9 protein-coding genes are annotated in these 13,097 nt (G+C 67.1%); 3 read left to right on the top strand and 6 right to left on the bottom strand.

The genetic code is table 11. The features are described from left to right. Positions 1-441 precede the first annotated feature (441 nt). The 3 genes from AAG092_RS18970 to AAG092_RS18960 all read left to right on the top strand — a co-directional run bounded on the left by AAG092_RS18970 (position 442) and on the right by AAG092_RS18960 (position 5,387). On the top strand, positions 442-1,797 hold the full coding sequence (locus tag AAG092_RS18970) for a TolC family outer membrane protein (protein WP_373387893.1): 1,356 nt from the start codon (positions 442-444) through the stop codon (positions 1,795-1,797). A 70-nt stretch (positions 1,798-1,867) separates the two neighbouring features. Beyond that, on the top strand, positions 1,868-4,015 hold the full coding sequence (locus AAG092_RS18965; RefSeq protein WP_373389622.1) for a type I secretion system permease/ATPase: 2,148 nt from the start codon (positions 1,868-1,870) through the stop codon (positions 4,013-4,015). Positions 4,016-4,028: 13 nt separating this feature from the next. Next, positions 4,029-5,387: an HlyD family type I secretion periplasmic adaptor subunit gene (locus AAG092_RS18960; RefSeq protein ID WP_110682120.1), complete on the top strand. Its 1,359-nt coding sequence runs from the start codon at positions 4,029-4,031 to the stop codon at positions 5,385-5,387. Positions 5,388-5,421: 34 nt separating this feature from the next. On the opposite strand, the gene AAG092_RS18955 is transcribed toward AAG092_RS18960, so the two are convergent. The 6 genes from AAG092_RS18955 to AAG092_RS18930 all read right to left on the bottom strand — a co-directional run bounded on the left by AAG092_RS18955 (position 5,422) and on the right by AAG092_RS18930 (position 13,029). Further along, positions 5,422-6,225, bottom strand: a complete 804-nt coding sequence (locus AAG092_RS18955; RefSeq protein WP_373387892.1) for an MOSC domain-containing protein — start codon at positions 6,223-6,225, stop codon at positions 5,422-5,424. Between the two features lie 68 nt (positions 6,226-6,293). Next, positions 6,294-7,220, bottom strand: coding sequence for a chemotaxis protein CheV (locus AAG092_RS18950; RefSeq protein ID WP_110682122.1), 927 nt, complete (start codon positions 7,218-7,220; stop codon positions 6,294-6,296). Positions 7,221-7,333: 113 nt separating this feature from the next. Further along, a complete protein-coding gene (gene yegS / locus AAG092_RS18945) occupies positions 7,334-8,227 on the bottom strand; it encodes a lipid kinase YegS (RefSeq protein ID WP_373387891.1) in 894 nt (297 codons plus the stop codon). Between the two features lie 59 nt (positions 8,228-8,286). Then, positions 8,287-9,846 carry an FGGY-family carbohydrate kinase gene (locus AAG092_RS18940; protein ID WP_373387890.1) on the bottom strand — a complete coding sequence of 520 codons (1,560 nt, stop codon included), beginning with the start codon at positions 9,844-9,846 and terminating at the stop codon, positions 8,287-8,289. Next, positions 9,843-11,429, bottom strand: coding sequence for a glycerol-3-phosphate dehydrogenase/oxidase (locus AAG092_RS18935; protein ID WP_373387889.1), 1,587 nt, complete (start codon positions 11,427-11,429; stop codon positions 9,843-9,845). Before AAG092_RS18935 ends, AAG092_RS18940 begins: the two co-directional genes overlap by 4 nt. A 1-nt stretch (position 11,430) precedes the next feature. Further along, on the bottom strand, positions 11,431-13,029 hold the full coding sequence (locus AAG092_RS18930; protein ID WP_373387888.1) for an FAD-binding oxidoreductase: 1,599 nt from the start codon (positions 13,027-13,029) through the stop codon (positions 11,431-11,433). Between the last annotated feature and the right edge of the window lie 68 nt (positions 13,030-13,097).

Raw genomic sequence — 13,097 nt, 5'->3', positions numbered from 1 at the left:
ACAGCTGCCGACCACCGCCGACACGTTTCAAAAGGGCCAAACCACCTTTCGAACCCGGGATTGCGTACGAAGAAGAACTGAATGAATTCGCGCGGTGCGATAAACCTGAAAATTGCAATGCGACAAAAAAGTGTCGCCCCAACTGCACCGGATCACTCCTCAGAACATCCCCGCCCCTTATGCTCCAAACTGCGATTGACCATCCGTCTTAACTGCGAAAAGGCCTGAAGGCCCCGTTTTTCGCGGCTTACGGAAGAAACAATGTGCCCGTTCTCACAGAGTGCATAAGACTTTTTCCTCATAAACCTTGTGAGGATTTTTTCTTAGCTACGCTTGTGAATGTTCTTAGCTGTGATGTTACAGACCTGGAACAGATTTCCGGGCAAAAGCGTCAGTTATTTGGCGACAGGAACCGAGCATACAAATAAGGAGAAGCACCTCATGCGCGTTCTTACACCGCTCTGCAGCAGTATCCTGCTGGCCATGGCCTGTGCTCAGGCCCAGGCCATGACGCTCTCGGAAGCCATCCAGAGCACCATCGACAATCATCCCGAGCTGCACGCCAGCATGAATGATCGTCTCTCGGCCGACGAGGATGTGAAGATCGCCAGAGGTGGCTACCTGCCCACGGTCGATCTGCTGGTCGGCTACGGCCGCGAGCAGACCGACAGCCCCAGCACGCGCGCGCTCGGCGACCACAATAAAGAGACCCTGAATTACCGCGATGCCGAGCTGCGCCTGCGGCAGATGCTGTTCGACGGCTTCAATACGCCCAACGAAGTGGCCCGCACCGAGTCGGTGGTCAACTCCCGCGCCTACTACGTCCTCGGCACCTCCGAGAGCCTGGCCCTGCGTACCGTCGAGGTCTACCTGGACGTGCTCAAGCGCCGCGAGATGGTGAGCCTGGCCGAGAACAACCTGCAGGCCCACCAGCGCATCCATGACCAGATCCGCCTGCGTAGCGAGCGCGGCGTCGGCAGCACCGCCGACCTTGACCAGTCCGAGGCACGTCTGGCCCTGGCGGAGAACAACCTCTACACCGAGCAGGTCAACCTGGCTGACGCCCAGGCCAACTTCTTCAGCGCCACCGGGCGCATGCCGGACGAGCTGGAGCAACCGGCCACGGTCAAGGGCGAGATGCCGGAAGACATCAACATGGCCCGGCAGACGGTGATGGACAACAACCCCTACCTGAAGTCCGCCCAGGCCGATGTGCATGCCGCCGAGAAGCAGTACGAAGTGGCCAAGGCACCCTTCTACCCGCGCTTCGACCTTGAACTGGCCACCACCGCCGATGACAACACCCAGGGCGACGAGGGCCACTACAACACCTGGCGCGCCGCCGTGGTGATGAACTACAACCTGTTCAACGGCATGCGTGACAAGGCCCGTCTGCAGGGCGCCGCGCACAAGATCAACCAGTCGATGGACATCCGCAACAATGCCTTGCGGGTGCTCAACGAGAACCTGGCCCTGGCCTGGAACGCCATGGAGAACGCCCGCCTGCAGACCCCCAAGGCTCGTGATTACGCCGATTACACCGCGCGCGTGCGCGAAGCCTACCAGCAGCAGTTCAGCCTGGGGCAACGCACCCTGCTCGACCTGCTGGACAGCGAGAACGAACTCTTCACCGCCAACCGCCGCTACACCGAGGTGCGCTACACCGAAGAGTTCTCCATGTACCGCGTCATTTCCGCCATGGGCGAGCTGCTGAAGAAGCAGAACGTCGTAGTCCCGGCAGAAGCTGTAGCCCTCACCGAAGTGAAGAGCGAGGCCCGCCTGCCGGACATGCAGTAATACCGGCGAAGTCGTTGCCCGGTGGCCGCCGGCCCCGGGCAACCGCTCAGGAGTAGTGACCTTGACCACCATGGAACGGAGACCCTCCGACGACCAGCGGCAGAGTCACGATGACCCGTTGCTGGATGGCCTGCTGATCCTCTGCAACCTGCACGAATGTTCGGCCAGTCGCGCCAGTCTGACTGCCGGCTTGCCCATGCCCGAACAGCGTCTGAGCGCCGAACTGCTGCCGCGGGCGGCGGCGCGCGCCGGCCTGCAGGGGCGGATCCTGCGGCGTGAGCTGGAAGCCATTTCTCCCCTGAACCTGCCGGTTCTGCTGCTCCTGAAGGACGGTCGCAGCGCCGTGCTGCGCAAGATCGGCCCGAAGAACCAGATGCAGATCCTGCCCTGCGAGGCCGATGGCGGCGAGCAGTGGGTCAACCGCGAGCATCTGGCCATCGAGTACAGCGGCCAGGCCTTCTTCGCCAAGCCGCAGCATGAGCTGGAAGATACCCGCACCCCCCTGGTGCCAAGGGTCGAGGCCTGGTTCCGCGACACCCTCAAGCTATCACGCTGGCTCTATACCGACGCCGTACTGGCCAGCCTGCTGATCAACCTGCTCGGCCTGATGGTGCCGCTGTTCGTCATGCAGACCTACGACCGGGTGGTGCCCAACCAGGCAACTTCTACCCTGTGGGTTCTGGCCATCGGCCTGTTCATCGGTACCGGCTTCGAGCTGCTGCTGCGGGTCTTGCGCGCCTACCTGCTGGACGTGGCTGGCAAGAAGACCGACGTGGTGCTGTCCGCCACCCTGTTCGAGCGCATCACCGGCATGTCGATGAAGGCCCGGCCCGCCACGGTCGGCGGTTTCGCGCAGAGCATCCACGACTTCCAGGGCCTGCGCGAATTCCTCACCGCGGTCACCCTCACCAGCCTGATCGACCTGCCCTTCTCGCTGCTGATGATCCTGGTCATCGGCCTGCTCGGTGGCTGGCTGGTGGTGATCCCGCTGCTGGCCTTCCCGATCACCGCGCTGTTCGCCCTGATCATCCAGGCGCGCCTGCGCGACACGGTGGAGAAGAGCCTGGCGCTCGGCGCCGAACGCCAGGCTCTGCTGATCGAGACCCTCGGCGGCCTGGAGACCCTCAAGGCGTGCAGCGCCGAAAGCGAGCGCCAGCACCACTGGGAAAAGACCCACGGCGCGCTCACCCGCCTGGACAGCCACGCCCGCTTCCTCGCCTCCCTGGCCACCAACGGCACCATGTTCCTGCAGCAGTTCGCCGGCATGGCCACCATAGTCTCCGGGGTCTACATCATCATCGCCGGCAACCTCAGCGTCGGTGCCCTGGTCGCCTGCTACATGCTCGGCAGCCGGGTACTCGCGCCCCTGGGCCAGATCGCCGGCCTGATCACCCGCTACCAGCAGGCGCGCCTGACCATGACCAGCACCGACGCCCTGATGGCCCTGCCCCAGGAGCGCCAGCCCAAGCAGCGCCCGCTGGAACGCACCCACCTCAAGGGGGCGCTGGACGTGCGCCAGGTCAGCTTCAGCTACCCCGGGCAGAGCACCCCGGCGCTGAGCAAGGTCAGCCTGCACATGGCCGCCGGCGAACGGGTGGGCATCATCGGCCGCAGCGGCTCGGGCAAGAGCACCCTGGCGCGCCTGCTGATGAATTTCTACACCCCGGACGAAGGCCAGATCCTGCTCGACGGCCTAGACCTGCGCCAGCTCGACGTGGCCGACCTGCGCCACCAGATCGGCTACGTCGCCCATGACCTGCCGCTGCTGGCCGGCAGCCTGCGTGACAACCTGACGCTGGGGGCACGCTACGTCAGCGACGCGCGCATGCTGGAGGTGGCGGAGCTCGCCGGCGTCACCGAGCTGGCCCGCCAGCACCCACAGGGCTTCGACCGTCCGGTGGGCGAACGCGGCCAGCTGCTTTCCGGCGGCCAGCGTCAGGCCGTACTGCTGGCTCGCGCACTGTTGCTGGACCCGCCGATCCTGCTGCTGGACGAACCCACCAGTGCCATGGACAACACCAGCGAGGACATCCTGCGCAACCGCCTGCAGAGCTGGTCGCAGGGCAAGACCCTGCTGCTGATCACCCACCGGACGTCCATGCTCAGCCTGGTCGACCGCCTGATCGTGATGGATTACGGCCACATAGTCGCCGATGGCCCCAAGGAAGCGGTGATCGACGCCCTGCGCAAGGGCCGTGTCGGCCCGGCGGCGGTTTAGCGGGAGAACCCCCATGGAACTCGCCCAATCCCTGCGCGACTACTTCGGCAGCCTGAAGCGGCAGAAGCAGGACACCGAATTCATGCCGGAGGTGGACGGCGCCATCCTCGAGGACTCGCCCTGGCTGGCCCGCGCCACCGTCTGGTCGGTGACCGCCTGCCTACTGGCGGCGCTGATCTGGGCCAAGTTCGCCGAACTGGAGGAAGTCACCACCGGCGAAGGCAAGGCCATCCCCTCCAGCAAGGTACAGGTCATCCAGAACCTGGAAGGCGGCATAGTCACGGAAATCTTCGTGCGCGAGGGCCAGGTAGTGAACAAGGGCGACGTGCTGCTTCGCCTGGACGCCACCCGTTTCATTTCCAACCGAGGGGAAACCGAGGCCGACCGCCTGGCCCTGCTGGCGCGGGTCGAGCGCCTCAGTGCCGAGGCCGAAGGACGCCCCATCGCCCTGCCGGAGGACCTGGTCAAGCAGGCGCCGCAGCTGGCCGAGGACGAGATGGCCCTGTACCGCTCGCGCCAGCAGCGCCTGGACAGCGAGCAGAACACCCTGCGCGAACAGCTGCGGCAGAAGACCCAGGAGCTGGCCGAGTTCCGCGCCAAGGCCCAGCAGTATCGTTCCAGCCTGGGGCTGCTCCAGCAGGAGCTGAACATGTCGCAACCGCTGGTGGGCACCGGCGCCATCTCGGAGGTGGAGATCCTGCGCCTGCGCCGCAGCGCGGTGGAAGTGCGCGGCTCGCTGGACGCCACCAACCTGGCCATTCCCAGGGCCGAGGCGGCCATGCAGGAAATAGAGAGCAAGCTCAACGAATCGACCCTGGCCTTCCGCACCGAGGCGCTCAAGGAGCTCAACGAGGTCCGCACCGAACTGAAGAAGATCACCTCCACCAGCGTGGCCATCGAGGACCGGGTCAGCCGCACCACGGTGATCTCGCCGGTCTACGGGGTGATCAAGCTGCTCAAGGTCAACACCATCGGCGGCGTGGTGCAGCCCGGCGATCCGATGGTCGAGGTGGTGCCGCTGGAGGACAACCTGCTGATCGAGGCCAAGGTGCGGCCGCAGGACGTGGCCTTCCTGCACCCTGGGCAGAAGGCCATGGTCAAGTTCACCGCCTATGACTTCACCATCTACGGTGGGCTGAAGGCCAAGCTGGAGGTGATCAGCGCCGACACCATCACCGACGAGGAAGGCAACAGCTTCTATCTGATCCAGGTGCGCACCGACAAGAGCCATCTGGGCACCGAGGAACACCCGCTGCTGATCATCCCCGGCATGGTCGCCACCGTGGACATAGTCACCGGCCAGAAGAGCGTGCTGGACTACCTGCTCAAGCCGGTGCTCAAGGCCCGCTCGGAAGCGCTGCGCGAGCGCTGAGGAAGCTGGCGGGACTCACGCATCGACTGGCGTGCTACTCCAGCACCTCGACCGGCATGCCCAGGCGCAGCTCGCCGGTGTCACGCGGCAACAGGTTCTGCCCGAAGTAGACATCACCGTCGCGCTCGCGATAGGTCTTCAGGGTAGTCAGCGGCTCGCGGTCGGCGTTGCGCTCGCCGGTCTGCGGGTCGATGGTGGTGAGAATGCAGCGGCTGCAGCCCTTGGCCACCTCGAACTCGATGGTACCGATGCGGATGCGCTTCCAGCCGTCCTCGGCATAGGGCGCGCTGCCCTCGATCACCAGATTGGGGCGAAATCGCAGCATCTCCAGCGGCCGGCCGACCCGCGCGGAGAGGTCGTCCAGCGAGGCCTGGCCGATCAGCAGCAGCGGGAAACCATCGGAAAAGGCCACCTTGTCGCCGGGCTGGGCGTAGCCGGTATCGACCTGGCGGGCGCGCGCCTCGGGCACCTGCACCAGGCGGCAGGGCCGACCGAGGAAGGCGCCCAGCCACTCGGCCGCGGCATCGCCGGCATCCGGCACACGCAGGCTGTCGCGCCAGACGGTCACGCCACGCAGATCAGCCTCGGGATCGGGCAGCGCCACCTCCAGGCGGCCATGCCCGGGCGCGCTCAGGCTCAGGCCACCCGTGGCGTTGTACAGCGCACTCAATTGGCTCATCTGCGGCAGCAGACGCTGGGTCAGGAAACGCCCGCTCTCGGGCTCCACCAGCATCCAGCGCCGGTCGCCACGCAGGCCCAGCGCCTCCAGGGGCGAACTGCTCAGGCTCTCGCCACGGGCGGATTTGAGCGGGTAACGGTAGAGGGCGGAGAGTTGCATGGGGCCGGCATCCTTGGATCGTGAATGCCGGTTATACGGGGAGGACGCCGGCCACTCAAGCCTGGCGATCAGGCGTCGCGGCGCAGGCGATCGAGGATCACGTCGACCAGCTTGTCCGGCTGGAACTTTGAGAGGAAGTTGTCGCAGCCGACCTTCTTCACCATGGCATCGTTGAAACTACCGGACAGCGAGGTGTGCAGCACCACGTAGAGGTCCTTCAGGCGCGGATCGTTGCGGATCTCGGTGGTCAGGCGGTAGCCGTCCATCTCCGGCATCTCCGCATCGGTGAACACCATCAGCAGCTTGTCGGTCATGTTCTCGCCGGCATCGGCCCACTTCTTCAATTGCTGCAGGCCCTTGAGACCGTCGCTGGCGGTGTGCGGGCGGATGCCCAGCTGGGTCAGGGTATCACGCAGCTGGTTGAGGGCCACGCTGGAGTCGTCCACCAGCAGCACCTCGCGGCCGATGGCCTTGGATAGCAGCGGCTCGGCCAGCTTTTCCTCGGAGACCTTGGTGTTCATCGGGGCGATTTCCGCCAGCACCTTCTCCACGTCGATGATCTCGACGATCTGGTCATCCACCTTGGTGATGGCGGTCAGGTAGTGCTGGCGCCCCGCTCCACCGGGCGGAGGCAGGATGGACTCCCAGTTGAGGTTGAGGATGCGATCCACGCCACCGACCAGGAACGCCTGCACCGAGCGGTTGTACTCGGTGACGATGATGGTGCTGTTCTCGTTGGGGGTCAGCGGACGCATGCCGATGGCCTGGGACAGGTCGATCACCGGCAGGGTCTGCCCGCGCAGGCTGACCACGCCGCAGACGTGCGGGTGGCGGTGCGGCATCAGGGTCAGCTTGGGCAGCTGCAGCACTTCCTGGATCTTGAACACGTTGATGGCGAACAGCTGGCGCCCGGCCAGGCGGAACATGAGGATTTCCAGACGGTTCTCACCCACCAGTTGGGTGCGCTGGTCCACTGTATCGAGAATGCCGGCCATCTAACTGCTCCTCATCACTGTATCGAGTCTAGCCTCTATCGGCCGCTTGCACGCAAACTGCAGGGTATGGCCTGGCGCCATCATGCCGCACGGGCGCGGACCGCGCCAGCCGCCTACCCGAGCAGCGGCGAAGACTCCGGCAAGTGCACGGACAAGGCGCCGGCACGCGCGGCGAAACGCAGGTGGCGGCTTTCCAGTGGTTCGCCATCGAGGTTGATGTCCAGCCCCTCCGGCGCTTCGACTTCCAGCCAGGCCAGGCGCGCACTGAGCGATACCGTCTCCAGCCCCAGCACTCCGCCGGACAGCAGCGTGCCCAGGGTGCCGACCACGTCCTGCGGCGCCGGCACTATGCAGATGTCGAGCAGGCCGTCGTTCACCCGAGCCTGCGGACAGAGCACATGGCCGCCGCCAGCCTGTCGACCGTTGCCGATGCCCAGGGCAAGGAAGTCGCCCTCCCAGGCGAAATCCGGCCCGCGAAAGCGCCCGAAGGCCGAGTGCACTTCGGAGAAGCGCGTCAACCCGGTGAGGAAATAGGCGGCGCCACCGAGCAGTTTCTTAAGCTCTTCGGACGTATTGGCGGTGACCCTGGAGCCGAAGCCGCCGGTAGCCATGTTGAGGAACAGCTGACCATCCACCTCGCCCAGGTCGATCGGGCGCGGCTCGCACTCCAGCAGGGCCAGCGCCTCGGCCGGCAGCAGCGGAATACCGGCGGCACGGCAGAAATCATTGGCGGTGCCCAGCGGTAGCAGCGCCAGGCTGGCTTGGCCGCCGGCCAGCGCCAGGGCCTCCGCCACTTCACGCAGGGTGCCGTCGCCACCACCGGCGATCAGGGTGGAATAGCCGGCGTCCAGCGCCTCCTGCACCAGGCGCGCCGCATCGCCACCTTCCCAGGTCAGGCGCACGGCCAGCTGCCAGCCGCGCTCGCGCAGCGCCAGCACGGCGGCGCGCACCTCCTCGTTCTGCGCCTGCTTGCCATGCAGGATCAGCCATGCCTTGCGTCCGCTCATGCACCCTCCTTCGCCTGTCGCCTGAGTATAAGCAGACTGGGGATAGCGGCAGGAAGTGCCTAGGCCGGGTAGCCGGTGATCTCGCGAATGCTGCGGTACAGCGGTCTGAGCTGTTTGTACATGCGCAGGTAGACCTCGCGGTACAGCCGCTCGTAGACCGCCACCGCCTGCGGGTTGGGTTGGAACACCTTGCCGACGCGGGTCATGGCGGCGATGGCTGTGGGGAAGTCCGGGTGCAGGCCGAGGCCGACGGCGCAGTCGATGGCCGCGCCGAGGCCGGAAGTCTCGTACAGGTGCGGGCGCTCGGCCGGCAGGTTGAAGATGTCGGCGGTCAGCTGCATGGCCGCGTCGCTCTGCGAGCCGCCGCCGGAAATGCGCAGGCGCTGGATACGCGTACCAGAGCGCTGCTCGATCTTCTCGCGGCCCTGACGCAGGGCGTAGGCCAGGCCTTCGAGGATGGCGCGATAGAGGTGCGCGCGGGTATGCACGTCACCGAAGCCGATGATCGAGCCCTTGGCCTCCAGCCCCGGCTCGCGGATGCCCGGCGACCAGAACGGCTGCAGCATCAGGCCCATGGAGCCCGGCGGCACGCTCTCGACCAGCTCGTCGAACAGGGTCTCGGCCTCCACGCCCAGCTCCAGACCACGCTGGCGCTCGGCGTGGCCGAACTGTTCCTTGAACCAGCTGACCATCCAGAAGCCACGAAACACCATGACCTCGGTGTTGTAGTGGTCGGGAATCGCCGCCGGGTACGGCGGGATCAGTGGAATGGTCTCCAGGTACTTGGCCCGCGTAGTGTTGATGGTCGCCGTGGTGCCGTAGGACAGGCAGGCCGTACTCGGCTCCACGCCGCCGGCACCGATCACCTCGCAGGCCTTGTCCGAGGCGGCGGCGATCAGCGGCAGGCCCTCGGGAATGCCGGTGTGCCGGCTGGCCTCGACGCTGATGGCGCCGATACGCTCGCCCGGCTTGACCAGCTCCGGCAGCATGTCCGGGCGCACCGGGATGGCCTGCCACTTCCAGTCGCTCGGCTTGGCCCAGCACAGGCGCTTGTAGTCGAACGGCAGGTAGGCCACGCAGCTGCCCACCGAGTCGGCGAAGCGGCCGCACAGGCGATGGGTGAGAAAACCCGAGAGCAGCAGGAACTTGTGCGTGCGCGCCCAGATTTCCGGCTGCTGCTGGGTGATCCAGTTGGCCTCGGCCTGGCTGCGGAAGTAGTCGATGGTCTCCTCTTCGCGGATCAGCTTGAACAGCCAGCCCCAGGGCCCCTTGATGCGGCCCTCGACCTCGGCACGGCGCTGGTCCAGCCAGAGGATGGCCGGGCGCAGCGGCTGGCCGGCCTCGTCCACGTTGATCAGGGTGCCGCGCTGGGTGGTCAGCGACACGCCGGCAATCTGCCGGCGGTCGATGTCGACGCTGGCCCAGAGCTGCTCACAGGCCTCGCCCAGGCTGCGCCAGTAGTACTCCGGGTCCTGCTCGGCCCAGCCGGGGTGCGCGGAGTAGTAGGGTTCCAGCTCCACCTTGCCCTTGCCGACCAGGTTGCCGGCCAGGTCGAAGAGCAGCGCGCGCACACTCTGGGTGCCGTTGTCGATGGCCAGCAGATAGCGTTGTTCGTTCAAGAGGGTTCACCCGGCAGGCTGTAGCACTGGCGCCACAGTGCCAGGTAGCGTTGTTGTTGTTCGTCCCAGCGCGCATCGCTCCAGCCCAGGCGCGGCTGGCACAGGGCGCGGATGCGCGGCAGCTCGGCCTCGGCGCCGCCCGCCAGCAACAGGCCGATGCGGGTGCGGCGCAGCAGCAGGTCGTCCAGTTGCAGCACCAGCTCGTCGTCGCAGGCCAGGGCCAGCTCGGCCCACAGCGTGGTGCTGGCGCCGACGCACTCGCTGCCCAGCTCACCGATCAGCTCGGCCAGGCGCGGCAGTGCGCGGCCATGGCGACCGGCCAGCCGGCGCTGTTGGCTCAGGCTCAGGCCGGGCAGCGCCACCGGCGGCGCGGCATGGAATACCGCCTGCCCCACATCCGCCACCTCGCGCCCGAGCATCGGCGCACAGGCGCGCAGCACTTCCAGGGCCAGCAGGCGGAAGGTGGTCAGCTTGCCGCCGGCCAGGGTCACGCAGCCGGGCTCGACCCACAGGGCATGCTCGCGCTTCTCGTCCGACGGCTTCTTGCCGGTGCTTTCGCCCTCGCTGACCACCGGGCGCACGCCGGCCCAGGTGGACAGCACGTCGGCGCGACCGACCTTGGCCTGCGGGAACACGCTGGCGCAGGCCGCCAGCAGATACTCCACCTCTGCTTCCGTGATCCGTGCATCGCGGTTCAGCGCCTCACCATGGTCCAGGTCGGTGGTGCCGATCACCGTGGCGCCTTCCCAGGGAAACACGAAGACGGGTCTGCCATCTTCCGGATGCATAAAGCTGATGGCCTGGGCCACCGGCAGGCGCCAGGCCGGCAGTAGCAGGTGGCTGCCGCGCAGCGGACGGATATGTTCCAGGCCGCTCTTGTGGCGTAGCTCGTCGGCCCAGGCACCGGTGGCCTGGGCCACGGCGCGGGCGCGGAAGCTGAAGCGCCGACCGCTTCCGCAGTCCTCGGCGACCAGACCGTTCACCCGCTCGCCGTCGCGGCTCAATTCGACCACACGCATGCCGTTGAGCGCCTCGCCGCCCTCGGCCCGCGCCTCGCCCAGCACGCGCATGACCAGGCGCGCATCGTCGGTGACCGCATCGGTGAACAGGGTGCCGCCGAGCAGCTCGGCGTCGTTCAGCCCCGGCGCCAGGTAGCGCAGCTCGCCGGCCGGGTGATAGCGGTGCAGGCGCTGGCCGGCCAGGGCGTCGTAAACGCCGAGCAGGCCGCCGAACACCCGGGGGCCGGGGAACTGGCCGCGGTAATGCGGAAACAGGAACGGCAGCGCATCGACCAGGCCTGGCGCCTCGCCGAGCAGGCGCTGGCGCTCGCGCACCGAGTCGCGGGTCAGGCCCAGCTGGCCCTTGGCGATATAGCGCAGGCCGCCGTGGACCATCTTCGACGAGCGGCTGGAGGTGCCCCAGGCGAAATCGCGCTGCTCCAGCAGCAGGCAGCTCCAGCCGCGTCGCGCCGCCTCGCGCAGGATGCCGGCGCCGCTGATGCCGCCGCCGACGACTATCAGGTCCCAGTCGCGCGCCGCCAGCTCGGGCAGCGCGGCTTCGCGCCACTGCGCGTTCCAGCTCATCTCAGTCTTCCAGCAACACGCCGGGCGCCAAGCGGCTTTCGGGGTCGAAGTGCTGCGCCATGGCCTTGAGCGCCGCCATGCCCAGCTCGCCCTTCTCCGCCGCCAGGTACGGCGCGTGGTCGCGACCGACGCCGTGCTGGTGGCTGATGGTGCCGCGGTTGGCGGCGATGGTCTGGCTGGCCGCCCGCTTGAGCTTGGTCCAGCGCGCCAGGGTGGTTTCGTAGCGGTCGCCCGGACGGAACACGTAGGTGGTGTAGATGCTCGAACCCTGGCCGTAGACGTGCGACAGGTGGGTGAACACGTGGACCCGCTCGCCCTCCTCCGCCAGGCCCTGGCGCAGACTGGCCTCGACCTGGTTCAGCAGGTGGTCGACGTTGTTCCAGTCGGTGGCCGTCTCCAGGGTATCCACCGCGTAGCCGGCCTCCCACAGGCCATGGCGCAGGTAGGGGAAGCGGAAGCGGTTCTCCGCCCATTTCTTGCCCAGCAGGGTGCCGGTGAACACGCCGCCAAAGCTCTTCAGCAGCTTTTTCGCCTGCTTCACCGACAGCGCGTTCTGGCTGCGGTTGCCGGTGACGCCGAAGGTCAGCATGCACTTGCCGGCGCGCGCGCCGCGCAGGGCCAGGTACTTCTCCAGCAGGGCGATCTGTTCCGGATGGCCGGCCAGAGCCAGCTGAGTCTCGGTCTCGATGGCGTTGGACAGGCGCAGCATGGAGAGCGGGATGCGTGCCTGGACCAGGGCGCGGATGCCGGCCAGGGCCTGCTGCCAGCTGGGCAGGAACACGGCGAAGAACTTCTCCTGCTCGGCCAGCTTGGTGACGCGCACTTTGACCTCGGAGATCACGCCGAAGCGGCCTTCGCTGCCGAGGATCAGCTCGCGCAGGTCCGGCCCGGCAGCCGAGGCCGGGAAGGTCGGGATGTCCAGGGTGCCGGCGAAGGTCTCGACCTTGCCGCCGGCGAACAGCTGCTCGATGCGCCCGTAGCGCAGCGACTGCTGGCCACTGGAACGGCTGGCAACCCAGCCGCCAAGGGTGGACAGCTCCCAGGACTGCGGGAAGTGGCCGAGGGTATAGCCGCGCGCGCGCAGCTGCGCCTCTACCTGCGGGCCGTTGGCGCCGGGGCCGAAGGTGGCGATCTGGCTCTGCTCGTCGAGGTCGAGCAGCTGGGTCATGCGCTCCAGCGACAGGGTCAGCACCGGCTTGGCGGACTCGGCCGGGTTGATATGGCCGGCCACCGAGGTGCCGCCACCGTAGGGGATGACAATGGCGTCCTGTTCCCTGGCCCAGGCCAGCAGCTCACGGATCTGCGCGGCGGTTTCCGGCAGGGCGACAGCGTCGGGGAACACGCCGAAATCACCAGAGCGCATGGCCAGCCAGTCCGGCAGGCTCTGCCCGCGGGCATGGCGCACGCGCACTTCGGCATCGACGCTGACCAGCGGATGACGCAGGATCAGACGCGATTCGGGCACCTGCACCAGCACCTGTTCGAGCGTGGCATCGTCCAGGCGCTGCCCGCTGCCAACCAGGTTCTCCAGGAAGGCCGCGCCATGCGCCGGCAGCTCCACCACGGTGGCCTCATCGCCCCATCCATTCCAACGTCGCATGCGTGCTCCCACTATTCCGGTCATTCTCGATGGCTGCCTATACTAGCCAGCCGCCCGCGCCGGTCACT

Origin of the sequence: Pseudomonas alcaligenes (assembly GCF_041729615.1) — a bacterium.
Classification (GTDB): Bacteria; Pseudomonadota; Gammaproteobacteria; order Pseudomonadales; family Pseudomonadaceae; genus Aquipseudomonas; species Aquipseudomonas alcaligenes_B.
Note: the sequence above shows the minus strand (reverse complement) of the source record. Positions and strands in the feature narration are given on the sequence as shown.